This is a genomic window from Paraburkholderia panacisoli, from assembly GCF_008369935.1.
GTDB lineage: Bacteria > Pseudomonadota > Gammaproteobacteria > Burkholderiales > Burkholderiaceae > Paraburkholderia > Paraburkholderia panacisoli.
This window is the reverse complement of sequence record NZ_VTUZ01000021.1, coordinates 94,231-110,560: the sequence shown is the minus strand read 5'-3', so window position 1 is coordinate 110,560 and position 16,330 is coordinate 94,231. Positions and strand designations below refer to the sequence as shown.

General features: G+C 62.0%; 20 protein-coding genes and 1 tRNA gene. 1 reads left to right on the top strand and 20 read right to left on the bottom strand.

Translation table 11 applies throughout. The features are described 5' to 3' along the window. Positions 1–258 precede the first annotated feature (258 nt). The 7 genes from FVF58_RS28035 to FVF58_RS28005 form a co-directional block, all read right to left on the bottom strand. A tRNA-Thr gene (locus tag FVF58_RS28035) sits at positions 259–334 on the bottom strand. A gap of 19 nt (positions 335–353) precedes the next feature. Then, positions 354–866, bottom strand: a complete 513-nt coding sequence (locus FVF58_RS28030) for a ClpXP protease specificity-enhancing factor (RefSeq protein ID WP_149673039.1) — start codon at positions 864–866, stop codon at positions 354–356. A gap of 63 nt (positions 867–929) precedes the next feature. Further along, positions 930–1,541, bottom strand: coding sequence for a glutathione S-transferase N-terminal domain-containing protein (locus FVF58_RS28025; protein ID WP_006052302.1), 612 nt, complete (start codon positions 1,539–1,541; stop codon positions 930–932). 95 nt (positions 1,542–1,636) lie between these two features. After that, a complete protein-coding gene (locus FVF58_RS28020; RefSeq protein WP_149673038.1) occupies positions 1,637–2,392 on the bottom strand; it encodes a cytochrome c1 in 756 nt (251 codons plus the stop codon). Positions 2,393–2,414: 22 nt separating this feature from the next. Next, positions 2,415–3,794: a cytochrome b gene (locus tag FVF58_RS28015; protein ID WP_149673037.1), complete on the bottom strand. Its 1,380-nt coding sequence runs from the start codon at positions 3,792–3,794 to the stop codon at positions 2,415–2,417. Continuing rightward, the gene (petA, locus tag FVF58_RS28010; RefSeq protein ID WP_149673094.1) at positions 3,794–4,414 is read right to left on the bottom strand and encodes a ubiquinol-cytochrome c reductase iron-sulfur subunit; all 621 of its coding nucleotides are present in this window, start codon (positions 4,412–4,414) and stop codon (positions 3,794–3,796) included. Before petA ends, FVF58_RS28015 begins: the two co-directional genes overlap by 1 nt. Before the next feature lie 220 nt (positions 4,415–4,634). Continuing rightward, positions 4,635–5,381 carry a Nif3-like dinuclear metal center hexameric protein gene (locus FVF58_RS28005; protein WP_149673036.1) on the bottom strand — a complete coding sequence of 249 codons (747 nt, stop codon included), beginning with the start codon at positions 5,379–5,381 and terminating at the stop codon, positions 4,635–4,637. 19 nt (positions 5,382–5,400) lie between these two features. On the opposite strand from FVF58_RS28005, the gene FVF58_RS28000 reads away from it, so the two are divergent. Then, positions 5,401–6,621 carry a Do family serine endopeptidase gene (locus FVF58_RS28000; RefSeq protein ID WP_149673035.1) on the top strand — a complete coding sequence of 407 codons (1,221 nt, stop codon included), beginning with the start codon at positions 5,401–5,403 and terminating at the stop codon, positions 6,619–6,621. A 137-nt stretch (positions 6,622–6,758) separates the two neighbouring features. Here FVF58_RS28000 and tatC read toward each other — a convergent pair whose 3' ends face one another. The 13 genes from tatC to hisD form a co-directional block, all read right to left on the bottom strand. After that, complete coding sequence (gene tatC / locus FVF58_RS27995) at positions 6,759–7,541, bottom strand: twin-arginine translocase subunit TatC (RefSeq protein ID WP_149673034.1); 783 nt, start codon at positions 7,539–7,541, stop codon at positions 6,759–6,761. A 34-nt stretch (positions 7,542–7,575) separates the two neighbouring features. Continuing rightward, a complete protein-coding gene (tatB, locus tag FVF58_RS27990) occupies positions 7,576–8,094 on the bottom strand; it encodes a Sec-independent protein translocase protein TatB (protein ID WP_149673033.1) in 519 nt (172 codons plus the stop codon). Between the two features lie 39 nt (positions 8,095–8,133). Next, complete coding sequence (gene tatA / locus FVF58_RS27985; protein WP_149673032.1) at positions 8,134–8,376, bottom strand: Sec-independent protein translocase subunit TatA; 243 nt, start codon at positions 8,374–8,376, stop codon at positions 8,134–8,136. A 248-nt stretch (positions 8,377–8,624) separates the two neighbouring features. Further along, positions 8,625–8,990 (bottom strand): histidine triad nucleotide-binding protein, encoded by a 366-nt coding sequence (locus FVF58_RS27980; RefSeq protein WP_149673031.1) that lies wholly within the window; start codon positions 8,988–8,990, stop codon positions 8,625–8,627. A gap of 83 nt (positions 8,991–9,073) precedes the next feature. Then, a complete protein-coding gene (locus FVF58_RS27975) occupies positions 9,074–9,469 on the bottom strand; it encodes a DUF4870 family protein (RefSeq protein WP_149673030.1) in 396 nt (131 codons plus the stop codon). Between the two features lie 70 nt (positions 9,470–9,539). After that, on the bottom strand, positions 9,540–9,935 hold the full coding sequence (locus FVF58_RS27970; RefSeq protein ID WP_149673029.1) for a phosphoribosyl-ATP diphosphatase: 396 nt from the start codon (positions 9,933–9,935) through the stop codon (positions 9,540–9,542). After that, a complete protein-coding gene (hisI, locus tag FVF58_RS27965; protein ID WP_188130947.1) occupies positions 9,932–10,342 on the bottom strand; it encodes a phosphoribosyl-AMP cyclohydrolase in 411 nt (136 codons plus the stop codon). The genes FVF58_RS27970 and hisI overlap by 4 nt, the downstream gene beginning before the upstream one ends. A gap of 1 nt (position 10,343) precedes the next feature. Then, the gene (hisF, locus tag FVF58_RS27960) at positions 10,344–11,117 is read right to left on the bottom strand and encodes an imidazole glycerol phosphate synthase subunit HisF (RefSeq protein WP_149673028.1); all 774 of its coding nucleotides are present in this window, start codon (positions 11,115–11,117) and stop codon (positions 10,344–10,346) included. Positions 11,118–11,317: 200 nt separating this feature from the next. Continuing rightward, positions 11,318–12,070 carry a 1-(5-phosphoribosyl)-5-[(5-phosphoribosylamino)methylideneamino]imidazole-4-carboxamide isomerase gene (hisA, locus tag FVF58_RS27955; RefSeq protein ID WP_012434504.1) on the bottom strand — a complete coding sequence of 251 codons (753 nt, stop codon included), beginning with the start codon at positions 12,068–12,070 and terminating at the stop codon, positions 11,318–11,320. A gap of 214 nt (positions 12,071–12,284) precedes the next feature. Beyond that, a complete protein-coding gene (gene hisH, locus FVF58_RS27950; protein WP_149673027.1) occupies positions 12,285–12,926 on the bottom strand; it encodes an imidazole glycerol phosphate synthase subunit HisH in 642 nt (213 codons plus the stop codon). Between the two features lie 117 nt (positions 12,927–13,043). Next, positions 13,044–13,631: an imidazoleglycerol-phosphate dehydratase HisB gene (gene hisB, locus FVF58_RS27945; RefSeq protein WP_094778339.1), complete on the bottom strand. Its 588-nt coding sequence runs from the start codon at positions 13,629–13,631 to the stop codon at positions 13,044–13,046. Positions 13,632–13,693: 62 nt separating this feature from the next. Further along, a complete protein-coding gene (gene hisC, locus FVF58_RS27940) occupies positions 13,694–14,764 on the bottom strand; it encodes a histidinol-phosphate transaminase (RefSeq protein WP_149673026.1) in 1,071 nt (356 codons plus the stop codon). 196 nt (positions 14,765–14,960) lie between these two features. Beyond that, positions 14,961–16,295 carry a histidinol dehydrogenase gene (gene hisD / locus FVF58_RS27935; protein ID WP_149673025.1) on the bottom strand — a complete coding sequence of 445 codons (1,335 nt, stop codon included), beginning with the start codon at positions 16,293–16,295 and terminating at the stop codon, positions 14,961–14,963. Positions 16,296–16,330: the final 35 nt, after the last annotated feature.

Sequence of the window (16,330 nt, the reverse complement as noted above, 5' to 3'; positions counted from 1 at the left end):
TCAACAGCGGCGCGGCATGTCAGCTTGCACAGCGCCCACCCGAAGAATAATTATTTAGTTGCGGACATTTCTCTGTCCGTAACTCATTTTTCTCAACGCTTTATCGACGTCACTGCGTCATTCGCATTAACGCATTCAGGCTTATTTACTTCACGAATACGCGCGCGATTTAATAATCACACGCCGATTGCAACGACTAACGGCGGCGTAAATAAAAAACGGGGTTTCTGACTGAACAGAAACCCCGTTTCGTACTTCTGGTGCCGGCTGCAGGACTCGAACCCGCCACCTCATGATTACAAGTCAAGCGCTCTACCTGATGAGCTAAGCCGGCATGAGGCCGTGATTCTACTTCATTTCACGATCTTAAGGCGAGCCCTTCCGCCACCTTTCGATCCATCGTCGTCGGGCTGGGAGCCGTCCGTCGCACTTTCGGCCTTCGCGGCAGCCGCATCGGTCGCCGGCGACGTCTCGACCGCACGCGGCGCAGCCGGCGCATCGGTCTCATCCGCCAGTTCCGCATCGGCGCCGGAGTCCTGCGCTTCGCCGCCCGCCGACTCGACCGGGAACGCCATTCCTTGCCCGTTTTCGCGCGCATAGATCGCGAGAATATTGGCGACCGGCACTTCGATCTTGTGCGACTTGCCGGAGAAACGCGCGCTGAACTCGATCCACTCGTTGCCCATCTGCAGCTGGCTGGTCGCCTCGAAGCTGATGTTCAGCACGATTTCGTTGTCGCGCACGAACTGGCGCGGCACACGCGTCTGGTTGTCGACCCGGACCGCGATGTGCGGCGTGTAGCCGTTATCCGTGCACCACTCGTACAGCGCGCGCAACAGATAAGGCTTGGTGGAAATTTCTTGCATCAACAGTCCTCTTACGGACGGGGGCCCGCACAAGCGTGCGGCGCCCTCACCCCAAAGCCAAACTCAACGGCGCATCACCTTTTCCGAAGGCGTCAGCGCTTCGATGTAAGCCGGGCGGCTGAAAATGCGCTCGGCGTACTTCATCAGCGGTGCGGCGTTCTTCGACAGCTCGATACCGTAGTGGTCCAGACGCCACAGCAGCGGCGCGATCGCGACGTCGAGCATCGAGAACTCTTCGCCGAGCATGTACTTGTTCTTCAGGAAGATCGGCGCGAGCTGCGTCAGGCGATCGCGGATCGCGAGGCGGGCCTTTTCGTGATTCTTCTCGGCGGCCTTGCCCTTTTCATTTTCGAGCGTGCCGACGTGCACGAACAGCTCCTTCTCGAAGTTCAGCAGGAACAGGCGCGCGCGGGCGCGCTGCACCGGATCAGCCGGCATCAGTTGCGGATGCGGGAAGCGCTCGTCGATGTACTCGTTGATGATGTTCGATTCGTACAGAATCAGGTCCCGTTCGACGAGAATCGGCACTTGACCGTACGGATTCATCACGGCGATGTCTTCCGGCTTGTTAAACAGGTCGACGTCGCGGATTTCGAAGTCCATGCCCTTTTCGAACAACACCAGCCGGCAACGCTGGGAGAACGGGCAAGTTGTGCCGGAATACAGAACCATCATGTTTACGTTTCCTCAAAAAGCTGAAGGGCCAGCGCGCGGAAAAACCGTTCAGCAGGTTTTTCCTGGCGCCAGCCCCACACCGTGTGACGGCGTGATTATTTGATATGTTTCCAGTACGCAGCGTTCAGTCGCCAGGCGAAAAAGCTCAGGATACCGAGGAACAGCAGCACCCACACGCCAAGCTGTTTGCGGGTTTTCTGCGTCGGTTCGGACATCCATGACAGGTACGACACGAGGTCGGCCACAGCAGAATCATAATCTACCGGCGACATCGTCCCCGGAGTGAGCTGCTGGAAGCCGACAAATTTGTGTACCGTCTCGCCGGTTTTTTCGTCGGTTTCGTCACCGAACTTCGCTGCACGTTGCCCCTGAAGCTGCCACAGCACGTGAGGCATGCCCACGTTCTCATACACCAGATTGTTCCAGCCGGTCGGCCGCGTATCGTCGCGATAAAAAGTGCGCAGATACGTGTAGAGCCAATCCTTGCCGCGCGCCCGGGCTTCCACCGACAGGTCCGGCGGCGTCGCGCCGAACCACGCTTTCGCGTCGTCCGGGCGCATCGCCACGGTCATCGTGTTGCCGACCTTGTCGGTGGTGAACAGCAGGTTCGCCTGAATTTCGCTCGGCGTGATGCCGAGGTCGGTCAGCCGGTTGTAGCGCATCAGGTTCGCGCTGTGGCAATTCAGGCAGTAGTTTACAAACAATTGCGCGCCGTGCTGCAAAGAAGCGAAATTCTCCGCGTTATCCGGCGCGCGGTCGAGAGGGAAATTCTCGTCCGCGTAAGCCGGGGCGGTCAGCACCGCGAGCAGTGTCGCGCCGATCAGCGCGCACGTCGAAAGCAGTTTTTTCATTGCGTGTTCTCCTGGCTCGCGATTAGTGAGGCTTGAACCGCACCCGTTCGGGCGGCTGCTTGAACGTGCCAAGCCGCGTCCAGAACGGCATACCGAGGAAAAACGCGAAGTAGATCAACGCACACACCTGAGCAATCAGCGTGGAGGCTGGCGACGGCGGTTTAGTGCCGAGGAAGCCCAACGTCAGGAAAGCGAGCACGAAAATCCCGTAGAACACCTTGTGAAAAAACGGCCGGTAACGAATCGACTTGACCGGCGAGCGGTCGAGCCAGGGCAGGAAGAACAGCGAGATCACCGCGCTGCCCATCACCACCACGCCCCAGAACTTCGATTCGGTGAACGCCATCGCCAGAATCACCAACACCGCGAGCACCGGCAAGCCGGGCTTCCACTTGCCGCGCGCGCGCACCAGCGCGAGCAGGCCGAGCAGTGCGATCACGATCATCAGCACGATCTTGAACGGATCGGTGGTGGCGCGCAGCATCGCGTAGAAGGCGGTGAAGTACCAGACCGGCGCGATTTCCGGCGGCGTTTGCAGCGGATTGGCGGGCACGAAGTTGTTGGCTTCGAGGAAGTACCCGCCCATTTCCGGCGCGAAGAAGATGATCGCCGCGAAGATCACCAGAAACACACACGTGCCCATGAAATCATGCACCGAGTAGTACGGGTGGAACGGGATGCCGTCGAGCGGGATGCCGTCCGGGCCCTTCTTCGCCTTGATCTCGATGCCGTCCGGGTTGTTCGACCCCACTTCATGCAGCGCGACCAGGTGGGCGATCACCAGCCCGATCAGCACCAGCGGAATCGCGATCACGTGAAAGGCGAAGAAGCGATTGAGCGTCACGTCCGAGACGACGTAGTCGCCGCGAATCCACAGCGACAGATCGGGGCCGATGAACGGAATCGCCGAGAACAGATTGACGATCACCTGCGCGCCCCAGAACGACATCTGTCCCCACGGCAGCAGATAGCCGAAGAACGCCTCCGCCATCAGGCTCAGGAAAATAAAGCAGCCGAAAATCCACACCAGTTCGCGCGGCTTGCGATACGAGCCGTACATCAGCCCGCGGAACATATGCAGATACACGACGACGAAAAACATCGACGCGCCCGTGGAGTGCATATAACGGATCAGCCAGCCCCACGGCACCTCGCGCATGATGTACTCGACCGACGAGAACGCGAGCGTCGCGTCGGGCTTGTAGTTCATCGTGAGGAAGATGCCGGTGACGATCTGATTGACCAGCACCAGCAACGCGAGCGAACCGAAGAAGTACCAGAAGTTGAAGTTCTTCGGCGCGTAGTACTCGGTAACGTGCTTCTTCCAGGTGGACGTCATGGGAAAGCGCCGGTCGATCCAGCCGGCCAGCCCGGTCGTCTCTACTTCGTGGTCCATCGCCATTACGCTTCTCCTTTCTCGTCCTTCCCGATCACGAGGCCGGTGGCCGACGTGAACATGAAGCGCGGGATGTCGAGGTTCTGCGGCGCAGGTTTGTTCTTGAAGACGCGGCCGGCCATGTCGTAAGTCGAGCCGTGGCACGGGCACAGGAAGCCGCCTGGCCAGTCGTCCGGAAGATTGGGCTGCGCGCCCTCCTGGAAGCGCGGCGTCGGCGTGCAGCCCAGATGGGTGCACACGGCGACGGCGACTAAAAGATGCTTGTTCTCGGCGCGTGAACGGAATTCGTTGTTGCAGTAGTCCGGCAACGGCATCGAGAAGGGATTCGTGGTGTGGGGGTCCGCTACCTGGTTATCGGCTTTCTGGACATCGGCGAGCATTCTGTCGGTGCGGTTGATGATCCACACCGGCTTGCCACGCCAGGCGACAGTCATCATGTCGCCGGGCTTGAGATTGCTGAAATCGACTTCGACCGGGGCACCTGCTGCCTTGGCCCTTTCAGATGGTGCAAACGAACTAACAAAGGGTACGACAATGGCAACGCCTCCTATGCCACCTGCTACGGTCGTCGCTACCAGCCAGTTCCGGCGGCTGCCGTCGACGCGTTCATCTTCTTTGTCTCGCATCACACGCCCCACTTCTGAGTTGGATTTTTCCTTCACGTCTCTTCTACCGCCGCTAGTTTGCGCGAATGGAGTCGCCATTTACAAGGGCCGATTGCCAAATACCGTGCGAAGTCCTTGATAACTCAGGGTTTCTCCGTACGAATCGCAGAGCATTTCACACCTCCTTTTAAGTGCCCTCTGCGTTATTCGCGCCTTTTGCTTCTTCAATGCAATTCGCAATTCAAACGGGATTAGGGATATCGATAAACAGGTGTTCGATATCGAACTGCTCGGACAGATGTTTGCCCACTGCCTGCACGCCGAAGCGTTCCGTCGCGTGGTGCCCGGCCGCGAGAAACGCGACGCCGCTTTCCGCCGACGTGTGCATCACCGACTCCGACACTTCGCCGGTCAGGTAGACGTCGGCGCCCGCGTCGATCGCCGCGTCGAACATGCCCTGCGCAGCGCCCGTGCACCAGCCCACGCGCCGTAGTTCGCGATCCGGGTCGCCGAACACGAGCGGTGTGCGGCCGAGCGTCTGTTCGATCTGCGCGGTGAAGTGCGCAAGCGTGATCGGCATCGGAAACGTGGCGAGCCAGCCCAGATTGTTTTCGCCGAAACGCGCGTCGCTGATCCAGCCCATCTTTTCGCCGATCTGCGCGTTGTTGCCGAACTCGGGATGGTCGTCGAGCGGCAGGTGATACGCGAACAGGTTCAAGTCGTTGCCGATCAGCAGTTTCAGGCGCGCATGTTTGCGGCCGGTGATCTGCGGCGCTTCGTTGCGCCAGAAGTAGCCGTGATGGACCAGCACGGCGTCCGCGCCCCAGTCGAGCGCTGCCTCCAGGAAGGCCACCGACGCGGTCACACCGGTCGCGAGCTTGTTGATCCGGCGACGCCCTTCGACCTGCAATCCATTGGGGCAATAGTCCTTGAAGCGCGCGGTTTCAAGAAGATTGTTCAAGTACAATTCAAGTTCGATCCGATCCATATAATCCTCTAGTCTTCAGATGCTTAGACGCTTTTGGCTGTTCTTTGCCCAAGCGGTGACCGTGCTGTTGGCGCTGATGTTCATCATTGCGACTCTCAAACCGCAGTGGCTCCAGCGTCAAGGGCAATTCGGCAAGCAACTCGCCGAACCGATCGTCGCCCTGCGGGAAGTGGCGCCAGGCATCGGCGGCGGGCCAGCCCAGACGTCCTATGCGGACGCCGCGCAAAAGGCCATGCCCGCGGTCGTCAACGTGTTCTCAAGCAAGGATGGCTCACTGCCGCCCGATCCGCGCGCGAAAGATCCGCTGTTCCGCTACTTCTTCGGCGACAAGAACAAACGCAAGCAGCAGGAGCAACCGGCATCCAACCTCGGCTCCGGGGTGATAGTGAGTTCGGAAGGTTACATTCTAACGAACCAGCACGTCGTCGACGGCGCCGACCAGATCGAAATCGCTCTGGCCGATGGCCGCACCACCAATGCGAAGGTGATCGGCATCGATCCCGAAACGGATCTGGCTGTGCTGAAGGTCAACATGACCAACCTGCCCACCATCACGCTCGGCCGCATGGACCAGACGCGCGTGGGCGATATCGTGCTGGCGATCGGCAATCCGTTCGGCGTCGGCCAGACGGTGACGATGGGCATCGTCAGCGCGCTCGGGCGCAATCACCTCGGCATCAATACGTTCGAAAACTTCATCCAGACCGACGCGGCGATCAATCCCGGCAATTCGGGCGGTGCGCTGGTCGACGTGAACGGCAACCTCCTCGGCATCAACACCGCGATCTATTCGCGCTCGGGAGGCTCGCTCGGCATCGGCTTTGCGATCCCGGTGTCGACGGCGCGCAGCGTGCTGGAAAGCATCATCACCACCGGCTCGGTCACGCGCGGCTGGATCGGCGTCGAGCCGCAGGACGTGACGCCGGAGATCGCCGAGTCGTTCGGGCTCGACCAGAAGTCGGGCGCGATCGTCGCGGGCGTGCTGAAGAACGGGCCGGCCGACCGTGCGGGCATCAAGCCGGGCGACATCCTGATGAGCGTGAACGGCCAGGAGATCACCGACACCACGCGCTTGTTGAACGTCATCGCACAGATCAAGCCGGGCACGGCTGCGAAGGTGCATCTGGTACGCAAAGGCCACACGGTCGATCTGGACGTGACCATCGGCAAGCGTCCGCCGCCGCCGAAGCAACCCGCCGAAGAAAACGGCGGCGATCAGCCGGACGAGGAAGGCGGTTGAGGCGAGACGCAATACTGCGCGAGCCGCCATAGTCAGATAGCGTGGCCAATGAGCCGAAACCAAAACGAAAGGGCAGTCCATCACTGGACTGCCCTTTTTGTTTGTCTGCCGTTTCGCGCAAAACGCCAAGCGCTATATCAACTCGACGGCGGACTCGCATCCTCGATCGCCGCTGGCTGCTTGCTGACGAAGAGCCGCGCTGCAATGATCCCCGCCTCATACAGCACGATCAGCGGAATCGCCAGGATCAGCTGCGAGAACACATCCGGAGGCGTCACCACAGCCGAAATCACAAACGCGCCGACGATCACATACGGACGAATTTCCTTGAGCTTCTTGATGGTCAGCACGTTCATGCGAACCAGCAGCACGACGACGATCGGCACTTCGAACGTCACGCCGAACGCAATGAACATGGTCAGCACGAAGCTCAGGTAATTGTCGATGTCGGTGGTCATTTCCGCGCCGAGCGGCGCGTTGTAATGCGCCATCACACGGAAGATGGTCGGGAACACCACGAAATACGCGAACGCCATGCCGCACAGAAAGAGCGTATAGCTGCTCGCCACCAGCGGCCCCACCAGCTTCTTCTCGTGCTGATAAAGCCCCGGCGCGACGAACGCCCAGATCTGGTACAGCACAACCGGCAACGCGATCACAAAAGCGACCAGCATCGTCACCTTCATAGGCACGAAGAACGAGCCGGTGACGTCGGTGACGATCATCTTGCCGTCCTTCGGCAGATTCTGCATCAGCGGGCGCGCCAGCAGCTTGAAAATGTCCGGCGCCCAATACACGAGCCCGATGAACACCACGATGACGGCAAGGCCCGCGCGGATGATGCGGTCGCGCAATTCAACGAGGTGGGAAATGAAGGTCTCTTCAGTGCCTTCGTCCTGGGATTGCTGGGGGTCGCTCACACCGGCCCTCGGTTAGGGATTGTCGTTCTGATCATCAGAAGAACCGCGTTGGACGACGCATGGTGGCAGGCGTATGCCGCGCGACGCGCGCAGCACCCGACTGCACGCGCGTACGACGCGTGGTTGCGCGCTTGTACCAGGTCGGCATGGCGCTCTGCTTGACACGCCAGTTCTTGCGCTTGGGCGCTGCAGCCGGCGTGCTGCTCGGCCACGACGAATTGCCGACGTCTTCGAGCGCGCCGCCGGCAATGCTCGGCGACACCGAAGTGCCGCTGTTCCACGCTTCGTTCAATTCGCTTTCGTGCTTGCGCAGATTGTCCTGAACGGAGGTTTCGACATTGCTCGCCGCTGTTTCGAACTCGGTCTTCATGCGACGCAATTCGTCGAGTTCGATTTCGCGCGTGACTTCGGACTTCACGTCGTTGATATACCGCTGCGCGCGGCCGAACAGCGCGCCAGCCGTGCGGGCGACGCGTGGCAGGCGCTCAGGTCCGAGTACGACCAGCGCGACGACGCCGATCAGCGCCATCTTGGTTAGACCGAGGTCCAGCATGAAGTGGAATGTCCGTCAGTAACGCGGATCAGCCGCGGCTTAGCGGAAATCGCCGGAACGCGGCGTCTTTTCTTTCGCTTCCACATCCACCGCGCCATTGCGCGGCAGTTCGCGCTGCTGCTGCGCGTCGCCAGCCGGCGTTTCGGCTTCCTTCATGCCTTCCTTGAAGCCCTTCACCGCGCCGCCCAGATCAGTGCCGATATTGCGCAGCTTCTTCGTGCCGAACACGAGTGCGACGATCAACAACACGATCAACCAATGCCAAATGCTCAATGAACCCATGACTGCTCTCCTTAACCCCGACACCGCACCGCGATGCGGTAAATTTCGTGCGCCTGGCGGCGTGATTTGAAGCGCTGACGCTTCACCTATACGATACCGCTGGCTGTTCCGATTCGACCGGTGGCACACCCACCTTAGCATTGTGGCCGGACGACCGCGTCGGCGTTATTACAAAGGCGCAAAAACGACGGCCGCGCCATTGTCTCCGACCAAAAGTCGCAGCAAAGTCCGCGACCCCGTTTTTTCCGTCAACCCATTCGCTGCCATGGGCGCGGTCCCGCAAGAATGTGCGCGTGCAGGTGATACACCTCCTGACCGCCGCCCGGACCGGTATTGATTACCGTGCGAAAGCCCGTTTGACCGCCTGCGTAGGCCACGCCCAATTGATCGGCCAGACGCGCCACCAAAACTAACATTCTACCAAGCAGCGGCGTATCGCTTTCGGTGCAGTTCGACAGCGTGGCGATGTGCTTGCGCGGAATCACCAGCACATGCGTTTCGGCCGCCGGACGGATGTCGCGGAAGGCAACAAACTCTTCGTCTTCATGGACTTTGGTCGACGGGATCTCGCCGGCGGCGATTTTGCAGAAAAGGCAATTCGGGTCGTGACTCATCGTATTCCTGACGCGGTATGACTGGAGCGCAAAGCGTGGCACGGCGAGCGTCAAGCCGGACCCGATGAACGGGCCAGCATGACTCAGACCCAGCCACGCGGATTCGCAAGCGGCTTGTTATCGTACAGATACAGCCAGCCTTTAATAATACGGTACAACATCCAGATGCTGACGGCCCATAGCACCGGAATGCCAATCACCACCAGCAGCAGCATGGCGCCGATCACGTAGCCGAGCAGACACATCCAGAAAGAACGGATCTGCCACTCGAAGTGGGCTTCGTACGGCGTACCCGCCACATCGGCCCGCTTCACGTAGTTGATGATGATCGCGATCAGGATCGTCAGGCCGCCCGTCAGCCAGTGGACCGCGTACAGCGCGTACAGCACGTGAGTCAGCGTGCGCAGGCTGCGTTCGCGCTCCGGTTCCATGGCGTTACGATAAACCGGCGGCGGATAGCTCTCGTGCGACTGTTCCATGCTTGCGTCCTCCCGAAGATGCGCTCAGTGCAATGTGGGCGCCGATGCTCGCGACTTCAACCAGGGTCGGTCAATCGCCGTTCTGCTCGCGCTCGCGGCTCTTGCGCAGCGCCTTCTCCTCGATACCCGACAGGCCTTCCCGGCGCTCGAGTTCGGCGAGCACGTCGGTCGGACTCAGATCGAAATGCGACAACATCACGAGGCAGTGAAACCACAGGTCCGCAACCTCGCCGACCAGCGCCTTCGGCGCACCGCCGTGGCGCGCGTCTTTGGCGGCCAGCACGACTTCGGTGGCTTCTTCGCCAATCTTCTTCAGCACCGCGTCGTCGCCCTTGTGAAACAGGCGCGACACGTACGAGACATCCGGATCGCCCCCCTTGCGGCTGTCGATGATCGCCGCGAGGCGCAGCAGGGTGTCGGCGGTGGGCGCGGGGTTGGACGACGTGGTTTGCGTGGATTGCGTCATTTGTAGATGTGTTCGGGGTCTTTCAGCACGGGATCGACGGCGAGCCAGTCGCCCTCGTCCACCGAGCCTTCGAATTTCTGGAAAAAGCACGAGTGGCGGCCGGTGTGACACGCGATGCCCGACACCTGCTCCACTTTCAGCAGCACGACGTCTTCATCGCAATCGAGCCGCACTTCGTGCACGTGCTGCACGTGGCCGGACTCTTCGCCTTTGAACCACAAACGCTGGCGCGAGCGCGAGAAGTACACCGCGCGGCCGGTTTCAATGGTCTTCGCCAATGCTTCGCGGTTCATCCACGCGAACATCAGCACGTCGTTGGTCGACGCTTCCTGCGCGATCACCGGCACGAGGCCGTTCGCGTCCCACTTGACCTTGTCGAGCCAATTCACTGCCGAGGGATTCACCACGTCACAACCTCACCGAAATACCTTGATCGGCCATGAAGCGCTTGGCCTCGCCCACCGTGTATTCGCCGTAGTGGAAGATGCTCGCGGCGAGCACCGCATCGGCGTGGCCGGTCTTGATGCCGTCGGCCAGATGCTGCAGATTGCCCACGCCGCCCGACGCGATGACCGGAACCGGCACCGCATCCGACACCGCGCGCGTCAGCGCAAGGTCGAAGCCGCTCTTCGTACCGTCGCGGTCCATGCTGGTCAGCAGGATTTCGCCGGCGCCGAGCTCGGCCATCTTGCGTGCCCATTCGACCGCTTCCAGACCGGTGGCCTTACGGCCGCCGTGCGTGAAGACTTCCCAGCGCGGTGGCTCGCCGTCCGCGGAGACACGTTTGGCGTCGATCGCGACGACGATGCACTGCGAGCCGTATTTGTCCGTGGCGTCCTTCACGAGCTGCGGATTCGCGACCGCCGACGAGTTCATGCTGATCTTGTCCGCACCCGCATTCAGCAGGCGCCGCACGTCTTCGACGGCGCGCACGCCGCCGCCGACCGTCAGCGGAATGAATACTTGCGAGGCGACCGCTTCGATGATCGGCAGGATCAGATCGCGCTGGTCGGAGGTGGCGGTGATGTCGAGGAAGGTGAGTTCGTCGGCGCCCTGGTCGTCGTAGCGGCGGGCGATTTCGACCGGGTCGCCCGCATCGCGCAGTTCGACGAAGTTGACGCCCTTGACCACGCGTCCAGCCGTGACGTCGAGACAGGGGATGATGCGTTTAGCTAGAGCCATGATCTTGCAATTCTGCCAATACCGCTAATGAGGCCGCTTGCGCGAGGCTTGCGGCACAGTGCCGGCGCGATGAGCCGCGTCGCGCCGCGAGTGAGTCACGGCCCTGCGGCTCGGCGCGCTGCCGGAACGGAACGTCGCGCCCGCTCTGGACACCGCACGATCCAGCCGGCGCGGCGCCCGAGGCGCGAGTCCGGAATGACTCAGGCGTCGTCCGATTCGCGCAACCGGTCCGCGAGCGTCTGCGCCGCCGCGAAGTCGAGATCGCCGGAGTAGATCGCCCGGCCGCAGATCACGCCTTCAATGCCTTCGTCTTCGACTTCGCACAGCGACTCGATGTCGGTGAGGTTCGACAGGCCGCCGCTCGCAATCACCGGAATCTTCACCGCGCGCGCGAGGCGCACCGTCGCTTCGATGTTGATGCCTTGCAGCATGCCATCGCGCCCGATATCGGTGTAGATGATCGACTCGCAGCCGTAGTCCTCGAACTTGCGCGCGAGATCGGCCACTTCGTGTCCGGTCAGCTTGCTCCAGCCGTCGGTCGCGACCTTACCGTCTTTCGCATCCAGCCCGACGATGATGTGGCCGCCGAACGCCGTGCACGCATCCTGCAAAAAGCCCGGATTCTTCACCGCCGCCGTGCCGATGATCACGTAGGACAGGCCGTCGTCCAGATAGCGCTCGATCGTGTTCAGGTCGCGGATCCCGCCGCCCAATTGCACGGGGATCTCGCCGCCCACTTCCTCGATGATCGCCCGGATCGCGTCTTCGTTCTTCGGCTTGCCGGCGAACGCGCCATTCAGATCGACGAGGTGCAGACGGCGGGCGCCACGGTCGACCCAATGTCGGGCCATCGCCGCCGGTTCCTCGGAGAATATCGTCGCCTGGTCCATATCGCCTTGTTTGAGGCGTACACACTGACCGTCTTTCAGGTCGATGGCGGGAATCAGCAGCATAGCAATCGGGTGTTGTCTGGGAAGGGGTTGAAGGTCGGCGGCAGCGGCTGGTGAGCCAGTCGGCAGAAACGCCGTTTCGCTAGTTTAGTACAACTCTTTCGACGCCCTTGCGGAGCGCCCTGTGGGAGCGAAATCGTGGTGCTGCGGTTGCGGCGCGCGGCAACCGCTCCGCTCATGGCGGAATGGCGCGCGACAGCGGGATGAAGAAAAGCGCTCACGGGTTCCAGTGCACGAAGTTGCGATACACGCGCAGCCCGGCTTCGGCGCTTTTTTCCGGGTGGAATTGGGTGGCAAAGATGTTATCCCGCGCCACCGCCGAGGTAAAGGGCACACCGTACACCGTTTCGCCCGAGGTGTGGGCGGCATTGTCCGGCTGCACGTAGTAGCTGTGCACGAAATAGAAGAACGCGTTATCGGCGACGCCGTCCCACAGCGGATGCGGCTGCGCCTGGCGCACGCGGTTCCAGCCCATTTGCGGGACCTTGAAACGCGAACCGTCGTCCTGCACCTGGCCTTCCAGGTCAAAGCGCAGCACCTTGCCGGGCAGCAGGCCCAAACCCGGCGTATTGCCCTCGGCGCTCCAGTCGAACAGCATCTGCTCGCCGACGCATACGCCCATCAACGGCTTGTTGCGCGACGCCTCGATCACCGCTTCCTGCAGGCCGGACTCACCGAGACTGCGCATGCAGTCGGGCATCGCACCCTGGCCAGGCAGCACCACGCGGTCGGCCGCGCGGATCGCCTCCGGCCGGTCGACGATCGCCACGTCCGCTTCCGGCGCGGCCTTGCGCAATGCCTGAGCAACCGAACGCAGGTTGCCCATTCCGTAATCCACAATCGCTATCGAAGTTTTCATTTCAAGTTTGGCGGCGACGCCGTCAATTCATCGACGGTGATGTCCAGCGCCGAACGACGGTTGGCCGACGCGCGGTTTTGGTCGATGAGTCGTCTAAAGGTGAACGGCTTGCTTCGGCTAAAGGCTGCCCTTGGTCGACGGAATCTGCCCGGCCGCGCGCTCGTCCATTTCAGTGGCCATGCGCAACGCACGGCCGAACGCCTTGAACACCGTTTCCATCTGATGATGAGCGTTCAGGCCGCGCAGGTTGTCGACGTGCAGCGTGACGCCGGCGTGATTGACGAAGCCGCGGAAAAACTCGATCGACAGATCGACGTCGAACGTGCCGATGCGCGCGCGCGTGAACGGCACGTGGAACTCGAGGCCCGGACGGCCGGAAAAATCGATCACGACGCGCGACAGCGCTTCGTCGAGCGGCACGTAGGAATGGCCGTAACGGCGGATGCCCTTGCGGTCGCCGATCGCCTTCGCGACGGCCTGGCCGAGCGTGATGCCGGTGTCTTCGACCGTGTGGTGGTCGTCGATATGCAGGTCGCCATGCGCTTCGATTTCGAGGTCGAACAGGCCATGCCGTGCGATCTGGTCGAGCATGTGATCCAGAAACGGCACGCCGGTGGCCAGTTTCTGCTGACCGGTGCCGTCCAGATTGATCTTCACACGGATCTGCGTTTCGCTGGTGTTGCGAACGACTTCCGCAAGGCGCATGGTAATTCCTCGAATCTAGCTAGAAAGCGATAGTAGTGTAGGGATGGGAAACGGCAGGCCGCTCAGTGCAGCACGAGTTTCAGTCCGGCGAGCAACTGCGCGTTTTCTTCCGGCGAACCGACGGTCAAACGCACGCAATTAGCCAGCAATGGATGCATTTTACTCACGTTTTTGATCAGAACCCGTGCGGTGAGCAGGGTTTCGAACAGCACGGATGCGTCGGGCACGCGCACCAGCAGGAAGTTGCCGGCGCTGGGGAACACCTCGGCGCCCGGCAGCGCGGCCACCGCTTGCGCGAGTTTCGTGCGTTCCTGGCGCAGTTGCGCGGCTTGCGCGTCGAGCACGTCGACGTGGTCGAGCAGGAAATCGGCGGCGGCCTGCGTTAGCACATTGGTGTTATACGGCGGCCGCACCTTGTCGAACTCGGTCAGCCACGCGGGTTTGCCGACCAGGTAGCCGAGGCGGATGCCGGCAAGGCCGAGCTTGGACACCGTGCGCATCACGACCACATTATCGAACGCGTCGGCGCGCGGCAGCCAGCTTTGCTGCGCGAACGGTTGATACGCCTCGTCGATCACCACCAGGCTCTTGCCGGCCGCGGCGATGATGCGTTCCATGTCGGCGGCGTCGAACAGCGTGCCGGTCGGGTTGTTCGGATACGCGAGGTAGATGATCGCCGGTTCATGCTCCGCGATTGCCGCGAGCATCGCTTCGGTGTCGAGCGTGAAATCCGCGTTCAACGGCACGCCGACGAATTCGAGATTCGCCAGCTTCGCAGACATCTGATACATCACGAAACCCGGCACCGGCGCGAGCACCTTGGCGCCCGGCTTCGCGCACGCGATCGACACCAGGCTGATGATTTCATCCGAGCCGTTGCCGAGCAGCACCTCGCAGCCGGTCGGCACGCCCATCACGCGCTTGATCTTTTCGATCAGCGCGTCCGGGCGCGGCGCCGGATAGCGGTTCAGCGCCACGCCGGCCAGATGCTCGCCGAGATGCGCGGCCAGGTCAGGCGGCAGTGGAAACGGATTCTCCATCGCGTCGAGCTTGATGTAGCCCGTGGCGTCCGGAACCGGATAGCTCGTCATCGCGAGCACGTCGCGGCGGATGATGTCTTGAGGTGTCGTCATAGCTCTGTGGACCGGGCCGCGAGGAAGATGCCGGCCGGGCATCGGCGGCGCATCGGCCGCCCTGGTTGGTCTCTATGGTCTTTACGAACGCGAACGTGAACGGTCGCGCGCACAATCCGTCGCGAGAAGTTAGCCGGCGCCGGGTCGCTGCCCGCCTGCTTCGCTTCCCCGTCAGGCGCGCCGCGCCGCGCTGCTTCTAGCTGCGATCGTTGCTGTTTTGCCGCATCCGGTATTCCGCGCTGCGGGCGTGCGCCTGCAGGCCTTCGCCATACGCGAGCTCGGCGGCGATCTCGCCGAGCGTCTGTGCACCTTCCGCGCTGACTTCGATCACGCTGGAGCGCTTAAAGAAATCATAGACGCCGAGCGGCGACGAGAACCGTGCGGTACGAGACGTTGGCAGCACGTGATTCGGTCCCGCGCAGTAGTCGCCGAGACTCTCGCTGGTATAGCGGCCGAGGAAGATCGCGCCGGCGTGGCGGATCAGCTGGCCCCACTGATGTGGCTCCAGCGCTGAGATTTCGAGGTGTTCCGGCGCGATGTCGTTGGCGATCGCGCAGGCTTCCGCCATGTCGCGTACCTTGATGAGCGCGCCGCGGCCTTCGAGCGACGCGCGGATTACGTCCTGGCGCGGCATGGTCGGCAGCAATTCGTTGATCGCGTCATGCACGCGGGCGATGAACGCGTCGTCCGGGCACAGCAGGATGGATTGAGCAAGCTCGTCGTGCTCGGCTTGCGAGAACAGGTCCATCGCGACCCAGCGGGGGTCGGTGGTGCCGTCGCACAGCACGAGGATTTCCGACGGCCCGGCGATCATGTCGATCCCGACCGTGCCGAACACGCGACGCTTGGCCGACGCGACATACGCGTTGCCGGGGCCGCAGATCTTGTCGACCGCGGGCACGGTCTGTGTGCCGTAGGCCAGTGCGCCCACCGCCTGCGCGCCGCCGATCGTGAAAACGCGATCCACGCCGCCCAGCAGCGCGGCCGCCAGCACTAGCGGATTCTTCACGCCATCCGGCGTTGGCACGACCATGACGATTTCACGCACGCCGGCCACGCGCGCCGGAATCGAGTTCATCAGCACCGACGACGGATACGCCGCCTTGCCGCCCGGCACGTAGATGCCCGCGCGATCGAGCGGCGTGACCTTCTGGCCGAGCACCGTGCCGTCCGCTTCCGTGTACTGCCAGCTATGGCTGCCGCACTCGATCTTCTGCTTTTCGTGGTAGCCGCGCACGCGCGCCGCCGCCGCCTCGAGCGAGGCCCGGCGCTTCGGCCCCAGGCCTTCGAGCGCGGCTTCCAGCTCGGACATCGGCAATTCGAGCGCAGCGATACTCTTCGCATCGAGTCGGTCGAAGCGGTTCGTGTACTCGAGCACCGCCGCGTCGCCGCGCGCCTTCACGTCGTTCAGAATCTGCGCGACCGAGCGCTCGATTGCTTCGTCTTCGCTCGCCTCGAACGCGAGCACCGCATGCAGCGACTTCTGGAAGTCGCGAGCGGTGGAATCGAGTTTGCGAATCTTGATAGACATACAGTATCCGTTTCGGTAAGGCGCGCTTTTTACAG

Bases quoted from the DNA above. Each gene is read 5' to 3' on its own strand.
- FVF58_RS28015 (WP_149673037.1), bottom strand. From the start codon at position 3,794: ATGGCGATGGACCACGAAGTAGAGACGACCGGGCTGGCCGGCTGGATC.
- FVF58_RS27980 (WP_149673031.1), bottom strand. From the start codon at position 8,990: ATGAGTCACGACCCGAATTGCCTTTTCTGCAAAATCGCCGCCGGCGAG.
- hisC (WP_149673026.1), bottom strand. From the start codon at position 14,764: ATGACGACACCTCAAGACATCATCCGCCGCGACGTGCTCGCGATGACG.
- hisH (WP_149673027.1), bottom strand. From the start codon at position 12,926: ATGAAAACTTCGATAGCGATTGTGGATTACGGAATGGGCAACCTGCGT.
- tatB (WP_149673033.1), bottom strand. From the start codon at position 8,094: ATGCTGGACCTCGGTCTAACCAAGATGGCGCTGATCGGCGTCGTCGCG.
- hisD (WP_149673025.1), bottom strand. From the start codon at position 16,295: ATGTCTATCAAGATTCGCAAACTCGATTCCACCGCTCGCGACTTCCAG.
- FVF58_RS28025 (WP_006052302.1), bottom strand. From the start codon at position 1,541: ATGATGGTTCTGTATTCCGGCACAACTTGCCCGTTCTCCCAGCGTTGC.
- petA (WP_149673094.1), bottom strand. From the start codon at position 4,414: ATGCGAGACAAAGAAGATGAACGCGTCGACGGCAGCCGCCGGAACTGG.
- FVF58_RS28000 (WP_149673035.1), top strand. From the start codon at position 5,401: ATGCTTAGACGCTTTTGGCTGTTCTTTGCCCAAGCGGTGACCGTGCTG.
- FVF58_RS28005 (WP_149673036.1), bottom strand. From the start codon at position 5,381: ATGGATCGGATCGAACTTGAATTGTACTTGAACAATCTTCTTGAAACC.
- FVF58_RS28020 (WP_149673038.1), bottom strand. From the start codon at position 2,392: ATGAAAAAACTGCTTTCGACGTGCGCGCTGATCGGCGCGACACTGCTC.
- FVF58_RS27970 (WP_149673029.1), bottom strand. From the start codon at position 9,935: ATGACGCAATCCACGCAAACCACGTCGTCCAACCCCGCGCCCACCGCC.
- hisF (WP_149673028.1), bottom strand. From the start codon at position 11,117: ATGGCTCTAGCTAAACGCATCATCCCCTGTCTCGACGTCACGGCTGGA.
- hisB (WP_094778339.1), bottom strand. From the start codon at position 13,631: ATGCGCCTTGCGGAAGTCGTTCGCAACACCAGCGAAACGCAGATCCGT.
- FVF58_RS27975 (WP_149673030.1), bottom strand. From the start codon at position 9,469: ATGGAACAGTCGCACGAGAGCTATCCGCCGCCGGTTTATCGTAACGCC.
- hisA (WP_012434504.1), bottom strand. From the start codon at position 12,070: ATGCTGCTGATTCCCGCCATCGACCTGAAAGACGGTCAGTGTGTACGC.
- tatA (WP_149673032.1), bottom strand. From the start codon at position 8,376: ATGGGTTCATTGAGCATTTGGCATTGGTTGATCGTGTTGTTGATCGTC.
- FVF58_RS28030 (WP_149673039.1), bottom strand. From the start codon at position 866: ATGCAAGAAATTTCCACCAAGCCTTATCTGTTGCGCGCGCTGTACGAG.